The sequence below is a fragment of the Stenotrophomonas maltophilia group sp. P373 genome (genome assembly GCF_053295075.1).
Genome location: NZ_CM129994.1, coordinates 1,051,469 through 1,072,591, shown reverse-complemented (window position 1 = coordinate 1,072,591; position 21,123 = coordinate 1,051,469). Strand labels below are relative to the sequence as shown.

Here is a 21,123-nt window from a genome sequence, read left to right as displayed (position 1 = left end):
GGCGTCCGCATGGCCGAATCCCTGTTGCCCCCCCGTTCCGTCGACCCTGCCGGCCTGGTCGCCAGTGGCCGCCGCGTGTTCGAGATCGAGCGGCAGGCGCTGGATGCCGTCGCCGACCGCCTTGGCGAGGCCTTCCAGCAGGCCTGCGAGGCGATCCTGGCCAGCCGCGGCCGGGTGGTCGCCACCGGCATGGGCAAGTCCGGCCACATTGCCCGCAAGATCGCCGCCACCCTGGCCTCCACCGGCACACCGGCGTTCTACGTGCATCCCGGCGAAGCCGGCCACGGCGACCTGGGCATGATCACCGAAGCCGACGTGGTACTGGCCCTGTCCTATTCGGGCGAGTCCGATGAGGTGCTGATGCTGCTGCCGGTGCTCAAGCGCCAGGGCAACGTGCTGATTTCCATGACCGGCCGCCCGCAGTCGAGCCTGGCCACGGCCGCCGACATCCACCTGGATGTAAGCGTGCCGGCCGAGGCCTGCCCGCTGGCGCTGGCGCCGACCTCCAGCACCACCGCCTCGCTGGCGATGGGCGATGCGCTGGCCGTAGCCCTGCTTGACGCACGCGGCTTCACCGCCGACGACTTTGCCCGCTCGCACCCGGCCGGCAGCCTCGGCCGTCGCCTGCTGCTGCACATCACCGATGTCATGCACACCGGCGAGGACCTGCCCAGCGTGGGCGCCGATGCCAGCCTCAGCGAGGCGCTGGTGGAAATGAGCCGCAAGCGGCTCGGCATGACCGCCGTGGTCGACGCCGATGGCGTGCTGATCGGCCTGTTCACCGACGGCGACCTGCGCCGGGCGCTGGACAGCGCGCTGGACGTGCGCACCGCGAAGATCGCCGATGTGATGACCCGCAACCCGCGCACCATCGGTGCCGACCAGCTGGCCGTAGAGGCCGCGCGGCAGATGGAGACCCAGAAAATCAACGGCCTGATCGTGGTCGATGGCCAGGGCCGTGCGGTCGGCGCCCTGAACATTCATGACCTGTTGCGGGCCCGGGTGGTTTAACCGACAGTCCGTAGACCCCATTCAGTCTGTAATGCCCCACCCGCCCCCACCGAGCCTGATCGCCTGATGCCCTGGTCCCCGCTGCCCGCGTTCCCCGCCCACCTGCATGCCGCTGCGGCCCGCGTCCGCCTGGCCTGCTTCGACGTGGACGGTACCCTCACCGACGGTCGGCTGTACTACGACAAGGACGGCAACGAGAGCAAGGCGTACTTCGTGCAGGACGGTCTGGGCCTGAAACTGCTGCAGCAGCACGGCATCCACCCCGTGCTGATCACCGCGCGCAACAGCCAGTCCGCGCTCAAGCGCGGCGCCGACCTCGGCATCGACACCCAGATCGCCGTGGGCGACAAGCTGGCCAGCGTGCAGACGCTGTGCGCACAGCATGGCATCGGCCTGGAGCAGGTGGCCTTCATGGGCGACGACCTGCCGGACCTGGCGCCGCTGGGCGCGGTCGGCCTGGCGGTGGCGCCAGCCAACGCCCACCCGTGGATCGCCGAGCGCGTGCACTGGCAGACCCGAGCCGATGGCGGACGTGGCGCCGCCCGTGAACTGTGCGACATCCTGCTGGCCGCCCAGGGCCATGTGGACGCGGTCCTGGCGAGGTTCGGCGCATGAACCTGCCCACCCTGAACTGGCGCACCGTGCTCGGCATCGGCCTGCTGCTGGCGGCCCTGCTCAGCAGCTGGGCCGCCCTGCGCAACCGCGACAAGGGCCCGGCCACTGCCGGCCAGGACGCCGGCGTGGACTACATCCTGCACGACTTCCAGATCGTCGCGCTGGATGAGCAGGGCAAGGAATCGACCACCCTGCGCGCACCGCGGCTGGAACGCCAGCGTGGCGACCAGACCATCAACATCGCCACCCCACTGTTCGAGATGCCGGACAAGGATGGCAAGCACTGGACCCTGCGCGCCGAGACCGGCTGGCTCAGCGCCAAGGGCGACGAAATGAAGCTGCGTGGCAATGTCGCTGGCGACAGCCCGGCCGATCCGGGCGTGGTGCCGACCACGTTCCGCACCGACCACCTGGACGTGTTCCCGAAGGAGAACCGTGCCCGCACCGATGCGCGGGTCACCATGACCCGCCCCGGCATGGAACAGTCCGGCGTTGGCTTCGAGGTGGATTCCAAGAACAACACGTATCATTTCCTCAGCCAGTCCAAGGGCCGCTACACGCCCCGACGCTGATTCCGCCGCCCTCCTGCGACGTCCCCGGACCGGCGCAAGGACGGCAGCCCCCCCCACCCGCCGCCGGTTTTCCGGACGGCCCCACCGGTAGAACGGACCCCGATGAAGATTCCCTTTGCAGCCGTACTCGCGCTCGGTCTCCTTGTTCCCAGCGCTGCCTTTGCCAAGTCCACCGACCGCAACGAGAACATGAACATCGAATCCGGCGCCCAGTCGGGCGTGCTGACCGGCGACGGCAAGACCGTGCTGTCGCAGGGGGTGACCGTCACCCAGGGCACGCTGGACCTCCGCTCGTCCGAAGCCGAGATCTACCTGAAGGATGGCGAAGCCGTGCGTGCGGTATTCACCGGCAAGCAGGCCACGATGAAGCAGCAGCTGGACGATGGCACCTGGATGGACGCGGTGGCCGATCGCATCGACTACGACATCAAGACCGAGATCATCACCCTGACCGGCAACTACAAGGTCACCAGCGCGCGCGGCACCAATGCCGGCCAGCGCATGGTCTACAACACCCGCACCGGGGAGATGAACTCCGGTGGTGATGGCAGCCGTGTGCGCACCGTCATTCCGCCGAAGAACAAGAACGCGGCAGCACAGCCGGCCGCCGCACCCAAGGCAGCGGCTCCGGCCAGCACGCCGGCCAAGCCGGCGGGGAGCAAGAAGTAATGCTCGTCGCCAAGGGCCTGCGCAAGCGCTACAAGCAGCGCGAAGTCGTCAAGGACTTCGGGCTGACCCTCGACGCCGGTGAAGTGGTCGGTTTGCTCGGCCCCAACGGTGCCGGCAAGACCACCTGTTTCTACATGATCGTCGGCCTGGTCGCTGCGGATGCAGGCAGCATCGTGCTCGACGGCAAGGACATCACCAGCGACCCGATGTACACCCGTGCCAAGCAGGGCGTGGGCTACCTGCCGCAGGAGCCGTCGGTGTTCCGCAAGCTGACCGTGGCCGACAACCTCCGCCTGGTGCTTGAACTGCGCGAAGACCTGGATTCGGCCGGCCGCGAGCGCGAATTGAACAGCCTGCTCGACGAGCTGCAGCTGGGCCATGTCGCCGACCAGCTCGGTGCCAGCCTGTCCGGTGGCGAACGTCGTCGCTGCGAGATCGCCCGCGCACTGGCCGCGCAGCCGCGCCTGATCCTGCTCGACGAACCGTTTGCCGGTGTCGACCCGATCTCGGTGGGCGAAATCCAGCGCATCGTCACCCATCTCAAGCAGCGTGGCATCGGCGTGCTGATCACCGACCACAACGTGCGCGAGACCTTGGGAATCTGCGACCGCGCGTATATCCTCGCCGAGGGCACCGTGCTGGCCCAGGGCTCGCCGGAGGCGATCCTGGACAACGCTGACGTACGTCGCGTCTACCTTGGGGATTCCTTCAAGCTGTGACCGCAGGTGCTGGGTCCCTTTCCTTCCGTTCGGCACAGGCATGAAGACTCGGCTGCAGACATCGTTGGGACAGCAGCTGGTGCTCACCCCCCAGCTGCAGCAGGCGATCAAGCTGCTGCAGATGTCCACGACCGAGCTGGAGCTTGAAATCGCCCAGGCCGTGGAAAGCAATCCGCTGCTGGACTGGGCCGACAGCAACGACAGCAGTGCCGCCAATGAAGGCGGCGACAACACGGACGCCGACACGCCGGCCGAACGCGCCGACAATGGCGACGACTGGGCACCGGCCGAGCTCGACTGGAGCGCTGCCGGCAGTGGCGGCAGCTTCGACGATGACGACGACAACGGCAGCGCTGCCGAGCGCGTAGCCGAAACCGAAACACTGGCCGACCATCTGCTGTGGCAGCTGCATCTGTCGCATCTGTCCTCGCGTGATCGCAGCATCGGCGCGGCACTGATCGATGCATTGGACGACGACGGGTACCTGCGCGAGCCGCTGGCCACCATCGCTGAAACCCTGTTGCCGGCGATCCACGCCGACGAGGACGAGATCCTCGCCGTGCTGCATCGCATCCAGCGCTTCGATCCGGTGGGTGTGGCTGCACGCACGCTGGGCGAATGCCTGCTGCTGCAGCTGGATGTGCTGGCCGGCGACACGCCCGGCCTGATCCTGGCGCGGCAGATTGCCGCAGGCCCGCTGGAACGGCTGCCACGCAGTGGCGTCGCCGGTCTGGCCCATGAACTGAAACAGCCGCTGGACGAGGTCGAGGCAGCGGTCGCCCTGCTGCGCTCGCTGGACCCGCGTCCAGGGACTCAGATCGCGCCGCTTTCGCAGGATACCTACGTGGTGCCCGACGTGGTGGTGTGGCGGCAGAACGGCATCTGGCGCGCGGCGCTGGCCGCCCATGCCGGGCCAAAGGTGGTGATCCACCGTGGCTACGAACAGCTGATCCGCCGCTGTGGCGAGGCCGACGCCGGCTACCTGCGTGGCCAGCTGCAGGAGGCGCGCTGGCTGCTGAAGGGCCTGCAGCAGCGCGGTGAAACCCTGCTGCGGGTGGTGCGCAGCCTGATCCACCAGCAGGCCGGTTTCCTCGAGTTCGGCGAACAGGCGCTGCGTCCGCTGACCCTGCGCGAGATCGCCGCCGAACTGGGCCTGCACGAGTCGACGGTGTCGCGCGCGATCGCCCGCAAGCATGTGCGCACGCCGCGCGGCACGCTGCCGCTGCGTGCCTTCTTTGCCTCGGGCATCGATACCGAAGGCGGTGGCGAGGCGTCCAGCACCGCCATCCAGGCGATGATCCGGCGCCTGATCGACGACGAAAACCCGCGCAAGCCGCTTTCTGACGCCAAGCTGGCTGACCTGCTCAAATCGTCGGGAATTCCAGTAGCGCGACGCACCGTGGCGAAGTATCGTGAAGCCATGAACATCTCCGCCTCGCACGAAAGGGTCAGAATCGCTTGACGCGCCGCCGCGCCCGGCGGAGAGGTTCATTGGCACATCCGAACACAGGAGAAACCCGATGCGCATCGAAACGTTTGGCAAAGACGTCGAAGTCACCCCGGCCCTGCAGTCCTATGTGGAGGAGAAGCTGGCCCGGATCGGAAAACACTTCGACCAGCACTGCGAAGCGCGGGTGACCCTCAAGCTGCAGAAGAACGAACACCACGTCGACGCCAGCCTCAACATCCCGGGGCAGACCCTGCACGCCGAGGCCGGCGGCCAGACCATGTATGCCGCGATCGACCTGCTTGCGGACAAGCTTGACCGCCTGGTCATCAAGCACAAGGAGAAAAAACAGCAGCACGCACCGCTGCCGGTGGGTGACAATGGTGGCTGATCGCCACCGTTCCCCGCAGACATGCCCCTGACTGACCTCCTGGCGGCCGTGCAGACCCAGCTCTGCGCGGCCACCGACCGCGACAGCGTCCTGCAGGCCGCCGCCGGGTTGCTGGCCTGCCGCCAGGCCAATGCCGAACAGATCTATCTGAACCTGTGCCAGCGCGAAGCCCTGGGCAGCACCGCGATCGGCCACGGTATCGCCATCCCCCACGGCCGCGCACCGACCCTGGACCGCCCCCGTGGCGCGCTGCTGCGCCTGGCGACCCCGGTCGACTTCGGCGGCGATGAGCCGGTGGACCTGGTGTTCGCGATGGCCGTCCCGGCCCACTACACCCACCAGCACCTGATGCTGCTGTCCGAGCTGGCCGAGCTGTTTTCCGCGCCGGATATCCGCCAGGCCCTGCGTGAAGCCGGCGATGCCCGGGCCCTGCGCGAGGCGCTGGACATGCCCCCACCTGCGAGCGCCGCATGAATACCAGCATCACCGCCCGTGAACTGTTCGAACAGCAGCGCGAGCGGCTGGGGCTGCGCTGGGCCGCCGGCAAATCCGGTGAGAAGCGCGAGCTGGAGGCCGGCAACACGGTCTCGCGGCGTCCCTCGCTGGCCGGCTACCTCAACGCCATCTATCCCAACAAGGTGCAGATCCTGGGCACCGAGGAACTGTCCTGGCTGGATGCGCTGGAACCGCGCCAGCGCTGGGAGACCATCGAAAAGATCATGCAGTCGCACCCGCTTGCGCTGGTGCTGACCCGCAACCAGGCCTGCCCCGAAGACCTGCGCGCCGCCGCCGATGAATCCGGCACGCCGCTGTGGTTGTCGCCCAAGCGCGGCCACGAACTGCTGAACCACCTGTCCTACCACCTGGCGCGCACGCTCGCGCCGAGGGTGATCCTGCACGGCGTGTTCATGGAGATCTATTCCATTGGCGTGCTGATCACCGGTGAGGCCGGGTCGGGCAAGAGCGAGCTGGCACTGGAACTGCTCAGCCGTGGTCACCGCCTGGTCGCCGACGACGCCCCCGAGTTCACCCAGATCGCCCCGGACGTGCTCGACGGCACCTGCCCCGAACTGCTGCAGGACCTGCTGGAAGTGCGCGGCCTGGGCGTGCTGAACGTGCGCGAGATGTTCGGCGACACGGCTGTAAAGAAGAACAAGTACCTTCGGCTGATCGTTCACCTGACCAAGCCGATGACCGAACCCACCCCGCATGGCTACGAGCGCCTGACCGGCGACTCGGGCACCCGCCATGTGCTGGATCTGGACGTTCCGCTGATCACCCTGCCGGTGATGCCCGGCCGCAACCTGGCCGTGCTGACCGAAGCCGCCACCCGCCTGCACATCCTGCGCACCAAGGGCATTGACCCGGCGGCCATGTTCATCGCCCGCCACAGCAACCTGTTGGAACGGCGAACTCCCTGATCCTCCTGCCCCTCGAAGAGCCTGTCCATGAGCACCGCAATCCCCACCGCCCCGACCCTGATCATTGTCAGCGGCCTGTCCGGCTCGGGTAAATCCGTCGCCCTGAAGACCTTCGAGGACCAGGACTACTACTGCTCGGACAACCTGCCGATCCACCTGCTGCCGGATTTCGTGCGCAGCCTGCTGGCCAACCACGACGGCAGCGCACCGCGCCGCTTGGCCGTAGGCATCGATGTCCGGGGCCAGGCTGACCTGAGCCAGCTGGGCGACTGGCGGCAGCTGGCCACCGACGCCGGCGTGGAAGTGAAGGTACTGTTCTTCGAGGCCAGCGACGAAACGGTGCTCAAGCGCTACGCCGACACCCGTCGTCGCCATCCGCTGAGCCAGCTGGGCCTGTCGCTGCCCGAAGCGATCGCCCGCGAGCGCGAGCTGACCGCACCGTTGCGCCGCGAGGCCGATGCGGTGATCGATACCAGCACCCTCAACGTGCACCAGCTTCGGCGGCGGATCATCACCGAGTTCGCGATGGACCATGCCACTGGCCTGTCGCTGCTGTTCGAATCATTCGCCTACAAGCGCGGCGTACCGGCCGAGGCGGACTTCGTGTTCGATGCGCGGGTGCTGCCCAATCCACACTGGGACCCGGACCTGCGCGCGCTGAGCGGCCGCGAACCCGGCGTGCGCGACTACCTGGAAGCGCAGCCGGACGTGCAGCGCTACCTGGCCCAGCTGATGGATTTCCTCGATACGTGGCTGCCGAAACTGGGGGATGGCACCCGCAGCTACGTGACCGTGGCGTTCGGCTGCACCGGCGGCAAGCACCGCTCGGTGTTCCTGGCCGAGCGCATGGCCCGGCACGCCCGCGAGATGGGCTGGCAGGACGTGGCCACCTACCACCGCGAACAGGATTGAGGGTGGTCGGCCGGGCTGCGCCCGGCACCCGTTGGTAGTGCCGGCCGCTGGCCGGCAACAGCAACAGCAACAGCAAAAGCGGCATTCCGTGGGATGGCGGGGCGGTGTGGGTAGGTGTCGACCTTGGTCGACACGATGGATCCACGCCATGCGTGGATGAATCGCTGCCAGGCATCGAAAAACGCATGGGGTCGGATCCCTTTTTCAATGAAAAAGGGCCCCGACCCGAGCAACACTGAATACGGGACACAGTACCCCTCATCTGCTGCTATCGCCGATTCACCTTGACCTGTTAACGTGCAGTAATGACCTGTGGCATTCTCCTCGTAACACATCCCGGGGTCGGGACCGCCCTGCTTGACGTGGCGACCCGGCTCCTGCGGCAGTTGCCGCTGAAAACCGAAGCTTTCGAAGTACCGTTCGACGCAGACCTGGACGCCCTGCTCCCGCTCGCCTCGGCCGCTTTGCGGCGGGTCGATGGAGGTGACGGCGTGCTGATCCTGACCGACCTGTACGGCGCCAGCCCCGCCAACCTTGCCGGGCAGCTGGCCCGGCTGGGGACCCCGGTTCGCCGGGTATCGGCGCTGAGCCTGCCGATGTTGCTGCGGGTGATGAATTATCCGGAACAGGGACTGGATCAACTGCCCGCCACAGCCGCGGCGGGTACCCGTAATGGAGCGATAGTCGACGATGCTTGAACGAGAACTCACCGTCAGCAACCGCCTGGGCCTGCATGCCCGGGCCACCGCCAAGCTGGTGCAGACCCTGGCACCGTTCCGCTGCAACGTGACCATGGCCGCCAAGGGCCGTGAGATCAACGCCAAGAGCATCATGGGCGTGATGCTGCTGGCCGCCGGCCAGGGCACCCCGGTCACCGTGCGCATCAACGGCGAGGACGAAGCCGCCGCGATGGAAGCGGTGGTCGGCCTGTTCGAACGCCGCTTCGACGAGGACAGCTGAGCGTGCCGCGCGCACGCGCCAGCCAGGTCCCTTCCGGCCAACGGCCGGTACAGCTGCTGGCCGGCCACGGCGCCGCGCGCGGAACGGCGATGGGCCGGGCACGCGTGCGGCTGCCGCATGCGCTGGAGGTGGCCGAGCAGCGCGTGGCCGCCCACCAGGTCGAGGCCGAACTGGCGCGCCTGCACCGGGCGCTGGATGCCGCGCGTACGGAAATGCACGAGCTGCGCCAGCGCCTGCATGGCGCCCTGAACCAGGAAGTGGGCGAGTTCCTCGACCTGCACGCGCTGCTGCTGGACGACCCCGAGCTGCTGTACGGCCTGGACGAGCTGATCCGCAGTGGCCCGTACAGCGCCGGGTATGCCTTGCGCCTGCAGCGCGACCGCCTGGCCAAGGTCTTCGATGGCATGGACGATGCCTATCTGAAGAGCCGCATGGACGATCTCGACCATGTGATCGGGCGCATCCATGCCTTCCTGCAACCCGAACGGCCGTCGGCAGTGAAAGGCCTGGCCGGCGAGATCCTGGTCTGTGACAACATCGCGCCCTCCGAGCTGGCGCAGCTGCAGGCACAGGGCGTAGTCGGCATCGTCACGGCCGCCGGCAGCGCGCTGTCGCACAGCGCGATCCTGGCGCGCAGCCTGCACCTGCCCCTGATCGTCAACGTGCCGCAGCTGCTCAGCCGCATCGCCGATGGCGATGTGCTGATCATCGATGGCGCCGACGGCAGCATCACCGTCAACCCGCAGGCCGACAACCTGCGGGACTACCGCGTCCGGCTGAAGGAACATGCGCGCGAGCAGCGCGAGCTCGGCCGCCTGCGCAGCAAGCCCAGCCGTACCCGCGACCAGGTCGACATTGCCCTGCTGGCCAATGCCGAATCGCTGGAAGACGTGACCCAGGCGCATGCGCTGGGCGCGCAGGGGCTCGGCCTGTACCGCACCGAATTCCTGTTCCTGCAGCGCAATGAGCTGCCGGACGAAGAAGAGCAGTTCCAGACCTACCGCGATGCCGCGCTGGGCATGAGCGGGCGGCCGGTCACCATACGCACGCTGGACCTGGGCGCGGACAAGGCCGACCGTACCGGCCTGACCCTGAGCAACGAAGAGAACCCTGCACTCGGCCTGCGCGGGGTGCGCCTGTCGCTGGCACGGCCGAAAGTGGCCGACACCCAGCTGCGCGCGATCCTGCGCGCGTCTGCATACGGCAAGCTGCGCGTACTGGTGCCGATGGTCAGCACCCGCGAAGAGCTGCTGGCCGTGCGCCGGCGCATGCTCAAACTGACCGAACAGCTGCGCGGCGAAGGGCACATGGTGTCCGACCACGTACCGCTGGGCGCGATGATCGAAGTCCCCGCCGCTGCGCTGGCGCTGGAGAGCTTCATCGACCTGGTCGATTTCCTGTCGATCGGCACCAACGATCTGGTGCAGTACCTGCTGGCTGCCGACCGCAACAACGAGGCGCTGGGCGAGTTGTATTCACCGCTGCACCCGGCCGTGCTGCGGCTGCTGCAGATGGTGATCGAGACCGGCGCGCGTCACCGCGTCCCGGTGGCGGTCTGCGGCGAGATGGCCGGTGATGCCCGGATGACCCCGCTGCTGCTGGCGCTGGGCCTGAGCGAGTTCAGCCTGCACCCGGGTACGTTGCTGGAGGTACGCCGCGCGATACGCGAAGCCGATCTGGGTGCGCTGCGCGCCCGTGCCACAAAGTTGCTGGCCGCGCGCGACCGCCGCGCCATCGAACGCTGGCTGGCGCTGGTGGCGGATACGCCCTGACACCACCCGCTCGCCGGGCATGCACGCCTGGGGTCAGATCCCTTTCCCGCGGGAAAAGGGATCTGACCCCGTCTCGTTGCCGCCGGGGTATCCGGTGAAACATCGCCTTGCGATAATGACGCGCTGAACACCCCTGTTGCCGCATCCTTGCCGGGATCGCGGCTTTTCTTATCCCGCGGGAGCTGCGATGGCTGAAGCTGTACGCCACGACAAGACTGCGCGCCAACTGCGGATGCTGTCCGATGCACTGGACAGCGGCCGGCTGGGCCCGGTACGTCGCCTGGTCAACACCCTGGCCCCGGCCGAGATCGGCAACCTGCTTGAATCACTGCCGCCGGGCAAGCGCGAGGTGGTGTGGGGCCTGGTCGATCCTGAAGACGACGGCGAGGTGCTGGTCCACGTCGGCGAGGACGTGCGCGAAAGCCTGCTCGCGGACATGGACCCGGACGAGATCATCGCCGCGGTCGAAGACCTGGACATCGACGATCTGGCCGACCTGGTCGAAGACCTGCCGGATACGGTCATCGATGAAGTCCTCAAGTCGATGGACCGCGAGAACCGCGAGCGGCTTGAACAGGTGCTGTCCTATCCCGAGGACAGCGCCGGCCGCCTGATGAACCCGGACGTGGTGACCGTGCGCGCCGACGTCAACGTCGACGTGGTGCTGCGCTACCTGCGCCTGCGCGGCGAATTGCCGGACCACACCGACCACCTGTTCGTGGTCAGCCGGCGGCACCAGTATCTCGGCCGGGTGTCCCTGGCGGCACTGGTGACCCACGAGGACACCACCCCGATCAACCGCCTGATCGACGACGAGCAGCCGGCCATCGACGTCGGCGAGAGCGACCAGGAAGTGGCACGGCAGTTCTCCGACCATGACTGGATCTCCGCACCGGTAGTGGACGAGAACAACATCCTCGTTGGCCGCATCACCATCGATGACGTGGTCGACATCATCCGCGGCCAGGCTGAGCACCAGGCGCTGGGCGCCGCCGGCCTGGACGAGGACGAGGACCTGTTCAGCCCGGTCTGGCGCGCCATGCGCCGCCGCCTGATGTGGCTGTCGATCAATCTGTGCACGGCGTTCCTGGCCTCCAGCGTGGTCGGCCATTTCGAAGGCACCATCGACAAGCTGGTGGCGCTGGCGGTGCTGATGCCGATCGTCGCCGGCCTCGGCGGTAACGCCGGTACCCAGGTGCTGGCGCTGATGGTGCGCGGCCTGGCGTTGGGCCAGGTGGGCGCCTCCAACGCGCGCACGCTGCTGTGGAAGGAAGTGCGGGTGGCCGCGCTCAACGGCCTGCTGCTCGGCTCGATCCTGGGACTGATCGTGCTGGTCTGGTTCCACTCGCCCGGGCTGTCGGCGGTGATCGCCATCGCGCTGACCTGCAATCTGCTGTTTGCGGCGCTGGCCGGCGTGCTGGTGCCGCTGACCCTGAAACGCTTCGGCTTCGACCCGGCGCTGGCCAGTGGCATCTTCCTGACTGCCGTGACCGACTCGATGGGCTTCTTCACCTTCCTCGGCCTGGCCACGCTGGTGCTGCTGCACTGATCCCTGCCGGGCCGGATCCCCGCAACGCGGAGCTCCGACCCACACCAAGACCCAGGGTCGGATCCCCGCAGCGCGGGGCTCTGACCCGATTCCAACTGGACCCTCATGGCCACCACGATCGAAAACTATTTCCAGCCCGGCTGGCGCGACCAGCAGCACACCTGCCCAGCCTGCGAATGGAAGGGCAGCTCGCGTGCCATGGAGATGGAGCTGGACGAGGACGCCACCGAGTACGCCTGTCCGGTCTGCGAAAACCCATTGCTGGTGGTGCTGCATCCGGACATGGCACAGGTGCAGGCCGCGGCCGCCAGCGGCAATGCCGAAGCCCAGGAACAGCTGGACATCATCGCCAGCTTTCCGCGCCCGCAGTGATGCGGCGCATGATGCCGCATTGACCTGCGGCGGACTAGGATGCGGCTGAACCCACCGCTCCTGGAACGTCAATGGTCCGTACGATGATGCGCTGGCTGCCGATGCTGGCGATCCTGATGATGGCCGGCTGCGCCTCGCAGCCGGACAGCGCGCGCGGCCACTTCGAATCGCGTGCGGTGAAAGTGGATGGCCGTACCGCCTATTACCAGGTGTTCATTCCGGCCACCGCGGCGCGCACGCCTGGCGCACTGCCGGTGGTGCTGTTCCTGCATGGATCCGGCGAGCGCGGCGGCGACGGCGTCAAGCAGACCCATGCCGGGCTGGGGCCGCACCTGCGCAGGCACGCGGCCGACTTCCCCGCGTTGGCCGTATTCCCGCAGGTGCCAGGCCGCCAGGAATGGAGCGGGCGCAACAACCGCGTTGCGCTGGCCGCCCTGGACGCCACCATCGCCGAGTTCGGTGCCGATCCCTCGCGGCAGTACCTGACCGGGATGTCGATGGGCGGCTATGGCAGCTGGAACATCGCGCTGGATGACCCCGGCCGCTTCGCCGCGATCGTGCCGGTATGCGGCGCGGTGCTGGCGCCGCGCGCGGTGCGTCCGACCCTGTTCGTCGAACAGGTGGCCCAGGAATCCGATCCGTATGCCGTGATCGCCAAGCGGCTTCGGCACACACCGATCTGGATCTTCCATGGTGCGCTGGATGACGTGGTGCCGCCGGACGACGACCGCAAGCTGCACGCCGCCTTCCAAAGCGCCGCTGCACGCGACGTGCGCTACACCGAGTACCCGGAGGGCAACCACAATGCCTGGGACGCCACCTACGCGGACCCGGCAATGTGGGCATGGCTGTTCGCGCAGAAGCGCTGAACCGCGGCTTCTGCTGAGAAACATCTGTTGGTGGATACCTACCGTTGGTCGGCTTGGGTATGGGTGGGTGCCGACCGTTGGTCGGCACTATCTCTCCGCTTCGGGGTAATCCATTGCTTGGTACCTCCCATCGATCTCCCATCGGCACCAGGCATACGGATACTCTCCCGCGCAGCTCGCCAAGTTCGCCCTGACCGGGTTGGCGACGATGTACATCGCATGGCGAAACAGTGATTCTTCAGAACGAATGGCGTGATCGTGATAGCTCGATTGCCAAAATGGTCCTGTCTTGCCCAGCATGCGGTTGATCCGCAATGCACTGCTCGATTTGAAGCGTTGCATGATGTAGTCCAGCGAGAACGCACGGATCTCCACAAGCCAATGGATGTGGTCCGGCATGACCACATAGGCAAGTGAGTGCGTCAGGCCATCATCATCAATGCGACGGAACACATCCATCACCTCCTGTGCCGCAGTGGCATCATCGAAGTAGCGTCGACGTTCCTGGGTGACGGTGGTCAGGATGTAGGATTGCCCGATCCGGGAATGGCGGCCAAGGCGTAGGCGTGCCCGGTTCATGGGCCCAAGCGTGCGCCTGCCGGTATCTCTCTTCTATCGGGCAACACGTCAATACAGGTAGGCCCGAAACCATTCAATGCCCAGGCCCGCACTTCACCGCACTGATGGTTCAGTGCCGACCAACGGTCGGCACCCACCAAAGTGGTCAGCCCAGCAAGGTTTCCAGCACGGCCATGCGCACCGCGACGCCGTTGGCGACCTGGCGCAGCACCCACGATTGCGGGCCGTCGGCCACATCGTCGGTCACTTCCACGCCGCGGTTGATCGGGCCCGGGTGCAGTACCGCAGCGTCCTTGCCGGCACGCGCCAGGCGCTCGCGGGTCAGGCCGTACTGCGCGTGGTACTGCTCCAGCGACGGCACCAGGCCTTCTTCCATGCGCTCGCGCTGCAGGCGCAGCATCATCAGCGCGTCGACACCTTCCAGCATCGCGTCGAAATCATCGCCGACCACGCAACCCTTCAGGGTCTCGTCGTCCGGCAGCAGCGACTGCGGGCCGCACACGCGGATCTCGCCCACGCCCAGCGTGCGCAGCGCATGCAGGTCGGTGCGGGCCACGCGCGAGTGCTTCACGTCGCCGACGATCACCACCTTCAGCTTCGAGAAATCCGGGCCCTTGGCCTGGCGCAGGGTCAGCATGTCCAGCAGGCCCTGGGTCGGGTGCGCGCTGCGGCCGTCGCCGGCATTGATCAGCGCGGTGCCCTCGCCCGCAGCGTCGGCAAGCGCGGCCACGGCGCCGTCATCGGGGTGGCGCACCACGAAGCCGCGCACGCCCATCGCTTCCAGGTTGCGCAGCGTGTCGCAGGCGGTTTCGCCCTTGCGCGTGGACGAGGTCGAGGCATCGAAGTTCAGCACATCGGCCCCGAGGCGCTGCGCGGCCAGCTGGAACGAGCTGCGGGTGCGCGTGGACGGCTCGAAGAACAGCGTGCACACCGCCGAACCGGCCAGCACGTGGCGCTTGTTGCCGACACGGCCGACTGCGGCGTCGCGGATCTGCCCTGCCCGATCGAGCAGCTGCAGCAGGGTTTCGCGCGGCAGGCCCTCCAGGGTCAGCAGGTGGCGCAGGCGTCCGGAGGCATCGATTTGCTGGGCAGTCATGGCGGGAGTCGTGCAGTCAGGGAATGGGGGTGGCGTCGTCGGGGGACGACAGCCAGCGGTCGATGATCACCGCCGCGGCCACGGCGTCGAGGGCGGCCGCATCACGGCGACGCTTGCGCCCTTCGGCGCGCTCGACGGCGAAACGGCGGGCAGCCTCGACCGAGCTGGAACGCTCGTCGATCATCACCACCGGCAGCTTGAAGCGCTCCCGCAGCTGGCGGGCAAAGCCCTGCGCACGCTTGCGGTTGGGCTGGTCCTGGCCGTCCAGGGTCAGCGGGTCGCCGACCACCAGGCCGTCGGGCTTCCATTCCTTGAGCAGGCGTTCGATCGCGGTCCAGTCCGGGCCGTTGCCGTGCACATCGACCACCGCCACCGCGCGCGCATGCGCGGCAAAGGCACTGCCGATGGCCACGCCGATCCGCCGCGAGCCGACATCAAAACCCAGGACCGTGCCGTCACGACGGATGGCCGGGGCAGCAGAATCCGGTGCGGGCGTGATGGGCTCAGACATGGCCGCTGTAGTCAGTCAGCCGGAACAGGTCCACGCCGATACGCGAAGCCGCACCCTGCCAGCGCTGCTCCAGCGGCAGCTGGAACACCAGCTCGGCATCGGCCGGCACGGTCAGCCAGCTGTTCTCGGACAGCTCGCTTTCCAGCTGCCCTGCGCCCCAACCGGCACAGCCGAGGGTGACCACCGCATTGGCCGGGCCTTCGCCGCGCGCCATCGCTTCGAGGATGTCGCGCGAGGTGGTCAGGTACAGGCCGTGGCCCACGGTCAGGCTGGAATCCCACGCGCGCGCGTCGTCATGGATGACGAAGCCGCGCTCGGGATGCACCGGGCCGCCATTGAGCACCATGCGCGCCTGCAGGTCGCCATCACCGGTGGTGATGTCCATCTGCGCGAGCACTTCACCCAGCGTGTATTCGGAAGGCTGGTTGACCAGCACGCCCATCGCCCCGTTCTCGTCGTGCTGGCAGATCAGCGCGACGCTGCGGGCAAAGGTCGCGTCGAGCAGCGACGGCAGCGCGACGAGCAGGTGATCGGCAAGGGAGGTCGGCATTACAGGCATGGGCCCATTCTACCTGCTGGGGGCGGGATGGTCGCGCGATGGCGCCGAACCACGATGGGCTAGGATGGTGCTTTGCCACGGAAGGTCATTGATGCCGTCTTCTTCGCCCCTGACCCTGCCGGCACGCAGCGCCATCGTCCTGCTTGCCCTGCTGCAGGGCCTGATGCTGTATGCCGCGCAGGAGCTGTCCGACGCGTGGCCGTTCCGCGATATCGGCTGGCGCTATTGCTGGTACGCCTGGGTGCTGGCCATTCCCAGCGCGGTGGCGCTGAGCCTGGTCGAGCTGGGCCAGCGCCGACTGTGGCTGCAGGCCGTGCTCGGCTCGGCGGTGGTGCTGGCGCTGGCCGCCTGGATCGGCTGGAACCTCAATGGCGAGACCGCACTGGAGTCGGGCGCGCTGCAGTTTCCGTTGACCCTGGGCATGGGAGTGGCGGTGTTCGTGGCCCTGCCCTGGTGGCAGTTCCAGCTGCAGCATGGGCACTGGCGCGCCAGCTACCCCGAGTTGTTCGAGCGCGCCTGGCAGAACGGTTTGACCCTGGCCCTGGCGGCGCTGTTCACCGGGCTGACCTGGCTGCTGCTGTGGCTGTGGGCAGCGCTGTTCCAGCTGCTGGACGTGAATGTCTTCCGCGACCTGTTCCGGCAGGACGCTTTCATCGCACTGGCCACCGGCAGCCTGGCCGGGTTCGGCGTGCTGATCGGGCGCACCCAGCACCGCGCGATCCAGATCACCCGCCAGGTGCTGTTCGCGATCTGCCGCGGGCTGCTGCCGCTGCTGTCGTTCATCGCCGTATTGTTCGTGCTGAGCCTGCCGCTTACCGGGCTGGAGCCGCTGTGGAAGACCCGTTCGGCCGCCAGCCTGCTGGTGGTGGTGTCGCTGCTGCTGGTGACGTTCACCAATGCGGTCTACCAGCAGGGGGAAGACAGTGCCCCCTACCCTCTCGTGCTGCGCAGGCTGGTCGAAGCCAGCCTGCTGACACTGCCGGTTTACGCCGCGCTGGCACTGTATGCATTGGGCCTGCGCGTGGCGCAGTACGGCTGGACCCTGGATCGCTTCTGGGCGGTGCTCGTCGCATTGGCCGTGGCCGGCTATGCCCTGGGCTATGCGCTGGCGGTACTGCGTCGCCAGGGCCGCTGGCTGCAGGCGCTGGAACCGGTCAACCGCTGGATGTGCTGGGTGGTGCTCGCACTGGCCCTGCTGGGCAACTCGCCCCTGCTGGACCCGGTGCGGCTGACCCTGTCCAGCCAGCTGGAGCGCCTGCGCGCGGACCCGCCGGCGATCACCAGCAGTGACGTCAACGTGCTGCGCTTCGATCTTGGCCGCCGTGGCGTGCAGGCGCTGCGCGATTTGCAGCGTGATCCGGCCATCATCGCCGATGCCAACGCGCCACAGGTGATCGCTGCTGCACTGGCACGCACCTCACGCTGGGACGACGGCCACCGCCTCGACAAGGGGCCGCAGGACGTCGCCGCCCTGCAGCGCGCGCTGAAGCTGGCCAAGGGATCCAGTTCTCCACCGGACGACTGGTGGAAAGCTCTGGCCACCCGATCGATCAATGGCGAATCCTGCGCACAGAGCGAGCGCGACTGCCTGATCGTGCATCGCGACCTGGACGGTGATGGTACCGGCGAAGTGCTGCTGTGCGAGCTGTACACCCACCGTGGACCGGACTGCGTGCTGTACGCACGTGGCAAGGATTCCCAGTGGCGCCGGGCCGGTGCGCTGTTCGGCACCGTCAGCGGCCAGGCCGAGACGATCAACCAGGCCCTGCGTGACGGCAGACTCACGCTCATTCCACCGCGCTGGCCGATGCTGTCCATCGGCGGGCACCCTGCGGTGGCCATCGATCCCGAATCCGAATCCGAATCCGAATCCGAATCCGATTCCAACGAGCCTTCCCCATGAGCGGCTACTGCCTCATCGCCCCGGGCCATCCGGTGCACGACTATTACCACGCCAACGAGTACGGCTTCCCGCAGCGTGACGAGCGCGAGCTGTTCGAGCGACTGGTGCTGGAAATCAACCAGGCCGGCCTGAGCTGGGAAACGATCCTGAAGAAGCGCGAGGGCTTCCGCGCGGCCTACGACGGCTTCGATGTGGACCGCGTGGCCGCGTATGCCGAGCAGGACATCGAGCGCCTGCTGTCGGACGCGGGCATCATCCGCAACCGCCTGAAGGTGCTGGCGGCGATCCACAACGCGCAGGTGATCCAGCAGCTGCGGGCCAGCCATGGCAGCTTCGCGGCGTGGCTGGATGCACACCACCCGCGCAGCAAGGCCGACTGGGTGAAGCTGTTCAAGAAGACCTTCCGCTTCACCGGCGGCGAGATCACCGGCGAATTCCTGATGAGCCTGGGCTACCTGCCCGGTGCGCACGCCGAGGATTGCCCGGTGCATGCGCGGCTGCTGATGCTGTCGCCGCCGTGGTTGAAGGCCGCCGCCCGCTGATGGATATCCGCCGGGCATGGCCCGGCGCTGCCATGCATGGGTTCCGGTAGTGCCGGCCGCTGGCCGGCAACACCGTTGAACGTCACACGCCCATGTAGCGGCCAGGGCGGTGGTTGAACATCAGCACGAGGCTGAGCACCACCGCGCCGATGGCCGAGTACAGCACCTTCGACGGCGACAACACGAAGAACGCGGCCACCATCAGGCACGCGTCGTAGGACATCTGCACCTTGCCCGCGCTCCAGCCACGGGTGCGCTGCAGGTACACCGCCAGGATGCCGATGCCGCCAAGGCTTGCACGGTGGCGGATGAAGAACAGGATGCCCAGGCCGGACAACGCACCGCCGACAATCGCCGAGTACAGCGGGTTGATGTGCGAGAAGTCGATCCAGCGCGGCAGCAGGTCGGTCAGCACGCCACAGGCGGTGACCGCGGCGAAGGTCTTCAGGGTGAATTCCCAGCCCATGCGCCGCAGCGCCACCCAGTAGAACGGCAGGTTGACCAGCACGAACACCAGGCCGAAGTTCCAGCCCATCGCGTAGTGCAGCAGGAAGGCCATGCCCGCCATGCCGCCGATCATCAGCCCGCCCTTGGCGAAGATGGCCAGGCCCAGCGAGGCCACCATCGTGGCCAGCACCATGCCCTGCACGTCCTCGGCGATCGAGTGACGCAGCGCTTTGTCGTCGGCGGTGGTGCCGGCGCTGTCGGGCGGCGGGGTCAGCGGACCGGCGGTGACCAGGTGGCCGTCAGCGTCGTCGCACGGCGCGGGGCCATGGGAGGGAAGGGACATGCGGGTGGGGAACAGCAGGTGGGGAGCGGTATTAGACACGATCTGCATGACAGTTGCAGATGAAATCGTTCAGCTGAATGCGCCCCAGCCCGCTCCGCCGGCCGCCGGTCACCCCTTGCCGGCCAGATGGTGCGCCACCAGCGCGTTGGCGTGCCCATGGCCCAGACCGTGCTCACTTTTCAGGAAGCTGACCAGTTCCATGTGTTTCAGGCCGTTCTTCCCCGCCAGCAGCCCGAACCAGTGCGCCACCGGCTGCCCGTAGGTCTTCTCGATGGAGGGGAAATACGAGGCCGGGCCTTTCGGCTTGGTGTCAGTGCTCATCTGCAGCTCCCGTTGAAGTCATTCATTCGACGAACCACAGTCCCTGAAATCGACATCCCTACACGCCCGACCCAGTGCCGACCAACGGTCGGCACCCACCAAAGCAGAATGCCGTTCCAACAGCTCGCGGGAAACTGTCGAAGGCGGGGTGGGTCCGGTTGAGGGGGCGCGAGCCGCATGGGCCCGAGGCATGCCTCGGGCGGGTTGGGCAAGACGCCCAACCCCGGTCTTGCCGTGTGCGCAGGACAGCGCACACGAGCAAGCGGCGACCGAGCCTTATCTGATGGAAATCTGTCAGCGTAGGTGTCGAGAGCCGGCGTGGGCCGCCGTACGAGCCTGGATCTCGACGATCGCCATGTAGCTTGGCGCCCACACCGGATTCTCCCTTGATCCGCCCGAACAGTTGCTGGAGCTGACACTCGAAGCGATAAGACTGGGCAAGCGGGGGAGCTCTCGACCCTTCCAGACTATACGGAGTCGGGCAATGAACGGGATCGGGATCGATGTGAGCAAGCGCCGACTGGATATCGGCACGACAGACGGCGAGACTGTGCAGGTCAGCAATAGCCCCTCTGGCTATGCTGAATTGAGCACTTGGTTGAGCACGCGGCCGGCCATTCAGATCGTTCTGGAAGCCACTGGCGGCTATGAGCAGACTGTCCTGGACTTTCTTCACAAGGCCGGCCATCCGGTGATCCGCGCCAACGCCCTGCGGGCGCGTAGACTGGCTCAGGGGCTGGGTAAAGTGGCCAAGACGGACCGCTTGGATGCTCTTGTATTGGCGCAGATGGCCGCACTGGTGGAACTGCCTTCCTATCAGCCACTGGAGCCCTGGCAGCGGAAACTGCGCGAGTTTGTGCGGGCGCGTCGACAAACGATGCAGGCACTGACCGTAGCCCGCCAACAGCAGGAAATGGTGACTGACCGCGAGCTACGCCGGCAGATGCAAGGCAACATCATTCGCCTGCAGACACTGGTCGAGCGACTGGGGAAGCAGATCTCTGAACAGGTCGCGCAGCAGCCCCAACTGGCAGTGCTGAAGTCGATGAAAGGGGTTGGCCCGGCATTGCAGGCGGTGCTGGCCAGCTACCTGCCTGAGCTGGGTCAGATCAGCGGAAAAGCCATTGCCAGCCTGGTCGGCGTGGCGCCGATCTCCCACGACAGCGGGGCCATGCGAGGGAGGCGAAGCATCCACGGTGGCAGGGCCGAGATCCGCCAGGTGCTCTACATGTCGGCCATGTCGGCCATGCGACATGAGCCACGATTGCGGGACTTTTACCGGTCGCTGCGGGCCCGCGGCAAGGAAGGGAAAGTGGCCATCGTGGCGGTGATGCGGAAGATGCTGGTGATTCTCAACGCCCGCGTGCGTGACGCTCAAGGCGGATCGATCCCCGCCTGAAGCCAGCCTGCGCGTGCCCCAAAAGGCTGCCGGCCAGCGGCCGGCACTACCGTGCCCGTCTCATGGAGGGGCCAGGCCCCTCCGTCAACACAGTTGCTACATGTATTTACGGCGCCCCCTCAACCGGACCCACCCCGCCATCCC

At 67.2% G+C, this 21,123-nt stretch carries 25 protein-coding genes; 19 read left to right on the top strand and 6 right to left on the bottom strand.

Translation table 11 applies throughout. The features are described from left to right. Window positions 1-9 precede the first annotated feature (9 nt). From ACSYHF_RS04945 to ACSYHF_RS04870, 16 genes are all read left to right on the top strand, one after another. Window positions 10-1,011, top strand: coding sequence for a KpsF/GutQ family sugar-phosphate isomerase (locus ACSYHF_RS04945; protein WP_005415562.1), 1,002 nt, complete (start codon window positions 10-12; stop codon window positions 1,009-1,011). 66 nt (window positions 1,012-1,077) lie between these two features. After that, entirely contained in the window at window positions 1,078-1,626 is a 549-nt protein-coding gene (locus tag ACSYHF_RS04940) for a KdsC family phosphatase (RefSeq protein ID WP_065177942.1), read from the top strand. Beyond that, window positions 1,623-2,198 carry an LPS export ABC transporter periplasmic protein LptC gene (lptC, locus tag ACSYHF_RS04935; RefSeq protein ID WP_005415560.1) on the top strand — a complete coding sequence of 192 codons (576 nt, stop codon included), beginning with the start codon at window positions 1,623-1,625 and terminating at the stop codon, window positions 2,196-2,198. The genes ACSYHF_RS04940 and lptC overlap by 4 nt, the downstream gene beginning before the upstream one ends. A gap of 102 nt (window positions 2,199-2,300) precedes the next feature. After that, complete coding sequence (gene lptA, locus ACSYHF_RS04930) at window positions 2,301-2,867, top strand: lipopolysaccharide transport periplasmic protein LptA (RefSeq protein ID WP_005415559.1); 567 nt, start codon at window positions 2,301-2,303, stop codon at window positions 2,865-2,867. Continuing rightward, entirely contained in the window at window positions 2,867-3,586 is a 720-nt protein-coding gene (lptB, locus tag ACSYHF_RS04925) for an LPS export ABC transporter ATP-binding protein (RefSeq protein WP_005415558.1), read from the top strand. Before lptA ends, lptB begins: the two co-directional genes overlap by 1 nt. A 40-nt stretch (window positions 3,587-3,626) precedes the next feature. Then, a complete protein-coding gene (locus ACSYHF_RS04920; protein WP_447576115.1) occupies window positions 3,627-5,048 on the top strand; it encodes an RNA polymerase factor sigma-54 in 1,422 nt (473 codons plus the stop codon). A 58-nt stretch (window positions 5,049-5,106) separates the two neighbouring features. After that, a complete protein-coding gene (gene hpf, locus ACSYHF_RS04915) occupies window positions 5,107-5,424 on the top strand; it encodes a ribosome hibernation-promoting factor, HPF/YfiA family (RefSeq protein ID WP_447576114.1) in 318 nt (105 codons plus the stop codon). A gap of 21 nt (window positions 5,425-5,445) precedes the next feature. After that, window positions 5,446-5,898 carry a PTS sugar transporter subunit IIA gene (locus tag ACSYHF_RS04910; RefSeq protein ID WP_069138991.1) on the top strand — a complete coding sequence of 151 codons (453 nt, stop codon included), beginning with the start codon at window positions 5,446-5,448 and terminating at the stop codon, window positions 5,896-5,898. After that, window positions 5,895-6,845, top strand: coding sequence for an HPr(Ser) kinase/phosphatase (gene hprK / locus ACSYHF_RS04905; protein WP_005408388.1), 951 nt, complete (start codon window positions 5,895-5,897; stop codon window positions 6,843-6,845). Before ACSYHF_RS04910 ends, hprK begins: the two co-directional genes overlap by 4 nt. Window positions 6,846-6,872: 27 nt before the next feature. Beyond that, on the top strand, window positions 6,873-7,757 hold the full coding sequence (rapZ, locus tag ACSYHF_RS04900; protein ID WP_005415554.1) for an RNase adapter RapZ: 885 nt from the start codon (window positions 6,873-6,875) through the stop codon (window positions 7,755-7,757). A gap of 305 nt (window positions 7,758-8,062) precedes the next feature. Then, window positions 8,063-8,455, top strand: coding sequence for a PTS sugar transporter subunit IIA (locus ACSYHF_RS04895; RefSeq protein ID WP_005408386.1), 393 nt, complete (start codon window positions 8,063-8,065; stop codon window positions 8,453-8,455). Continuing rightward, window positions 8,448-8,717 (top strand): HPr family phosphocarrier protein, encoded by a 270-nt coding sequence (locus ACSYHF_RS04890; protein WP_005408385.1) that lies wholly within the window; start codon window positions 8,448-8,450, stop codon window positions 8,715-8,717. Before ACSYHF_RS04895 ends, ACSYHF_RS04890 begins: the two co-directional genes overlap by 8 nt. A gap of 2 nt (window positions 8,718-8,719) precedes the next feature. Continuing rightward, window positions 8,720-10,489 carry a phosphoenolpyruvate--protein phosphotransferase gene (gene ptsP / locus ACSYHF_RS04885; protein ID WP_447576113.1) on the top strand — a complete coding sequence of 590 codons (1,770 nt, stop codon included), beginning with the start codon at window positions 8,720-8,722 and terminating at the stop codon, window positions 10,487-10,489. A 187-nt stretch (window positions 10,490-10,676) separates the two neighbouring features. Continuing rightward, window positions 10,677-12,038 carry a magnesium transporter gene (mgtE, locus tag ACSYHF_RS04880; RefSeq protein WP_049410631.1) on the top strand — a complete coding sequence of 454 codons (1,362 nt, stop codon included), beginning with the start codon at window positions 10,677-10,679 and terminating at the stop codon, window positions 12,036-12,038. A 105-nt stretch (window positions 12,039-12,143) separates the two neighbouring features. Beyond that, the gene (locus ACSYHF_RS04875) at window positions 12,144-12,410 is read left to right on the top strand and encodes a hypothetical protein (protein WP_005415551.1); all 267 of its coding nucleotides are present in this window, start codon (window positions 12,144-12,146) and stop codon (window positions 12,408-12,410) included. Window positions 12,411-12,481: 71 nt separating this feature from the next. Further along, the gene (locus ACSYHF_RS04870) at window positions 12,482-13,279 is read left to right on the top strand and encodes a carboxylesterase family protein (RefSeq protein ID WP_095377005.1); all 798 of its coding nucleotides are present in this window, start codon (window positions 12,482-12,484) and stop codon (window positions 13,277-13,279) included. A gap of 87 nt (window positions 13,280-13,366) precedes the next feature. Here the strand turns inward: ACSYHF_RS04870 and ACSYHF_RS04865 are convergent, their stop codons facing one another. The 4 genes from ACSYHF_RS04865 to ACSYHF_RS04850 form a co-directional block, all read right to left on the bottom strand. Further along, window positions 13,367-13,858 (bottom strand): REP-associated tyrosine transposase, encoded by a 492-nt coding sequence (locus tag ACSYHF_RS04865; RefSeq protein ID WP_262221348.1) that lies wholly within the window; start codon window positions 13,856-13,858, stop codon window positions 13,367-13,369. 145 nt (window positions 13,859-14,003) lie between these two features. Continuing rightward, window positions 14,004-14,954 (bottom strand): aspartate carbamoyltransferase catalytic subunit, encoded by a 951-nt coding sequence (locus ACSYHF_RS04860; protein ID WP_065197103.1) that lies wholly within the window; start codon window positions 14,952-14,954, stop codon window positions 14,004-14,006. 16 nt (window positions 14,955-14,970) lie between these two features. Then, window positions 14,971-15,465 carry a Holliday junction resolvase RuvX gene (gene ruvX, locus ACSYHF_RS04855; RefSeq protein ID WP_005408378.1) on the bottom strand — a complete coding sequence of 165 codons (495 nt, stop codon included), beginning with the start codon at window positions 15,463-15,465 and terminating at the stop codon, window positions 14,971-14,973. Further along, complete coding sequence (locus ACSYHF_RS04850; RefSeq protein ID WP_049410646.1) at window positions 15,458-16,024, bottom strand: YqgE/AlgH family protein; 567 nt, start codon at window positions 16,022-16,024, stop codon at window positions 15,458-15,460. Before ACSYHF_RS04850 ends, ruvX begins: the two co-directional genes overlap by 8 nt. A 91-nt stretch (window positions 16,025-16,115) precedes the next feature. Between ACSYHF_RS04850 and ACSYHF_RS04845 the strand changes: the two genes are divergently transcribed. Together ACSYHF_RS04845 and ACSYHF_RS04840 are read left to right on the top strand one after the other, a co-directional pair. Beyond that, entirely contained in the window at window positions 16,116-17,927 is a 1,812-nt protein-coding gene (locus tag ACSYHF_RS04845) for a DUF4153 domain-containing protein (RefSeq protein ID WP_447576112.1), read from the top strand. Then, the gene (locus tag ACSYHF_RS04840; protein WP_072168202.1) at window positions 17,924-18,469 is read left to right on the top strand and encodes a DNA-3-methyladenine glycosylase I; all 546 of its coding nucleotides are present in this window, start codon (window positions 17,924-17,926) and stop codon (window positions 18,467-18,469) included. Before ACSYHF_RS04845 ends, ACSYHF_RS04840 begins: the two co-directional genes overlap by 4 nt. An 82-nt stretch (window positions 18,470-18,551) precedes the next feature. Here ACSYHF_RS04840 and ACSYHF_RS04835 read toward each other — a convergent pair whose 3' ends face one another. Together ACSYHF_RS04835 and ACSYHF_RS04830 are read right to left on the bottom strand one after the other, a co-directional pair. Next, on the bottom strand, window positions 18,552-19,259 hold the full coding sequence (locus ACSYHF_RS04835; protein WP_005415543.1) for a YitT family protein: 708 nt from the start codon (window positions 19,257-19,259) through the stop codon (window positions 18,552-18,554). 108 nt (window positions 19,260-19,367) lie between these two features. After that, on the bottom strand, window positions 19,368-19,580 hold the full coding sequence (locus tag ACSYHF_RS04830) for a DUF4287 domain-containing protein (RefSeq protein WP_197598428.1): 213 nt from the start codon (window positions 19,578-19,580) through the stop codon (window positions 19,368-19,370). Window positions 19,581-20,064: 484 nt separating this feature from the next. Between ACSYHF_RS04830 and ACSYHF_RS04825 the strand changes: the two genes are divergently transcribed. Beyond that, window positions 20,065-20,979, top strand: a complete 915-nt coding sequence (locus ACSYHF_RS04825) for an IS110 family transposase (RefSeq protein ID WP_111126928.1) — start codon at window positions 20,065-20,067, stop codon at window positions 20,977-20,979. Window positions 20,980-21,123 lie beyond the last annotated feature (144 nt).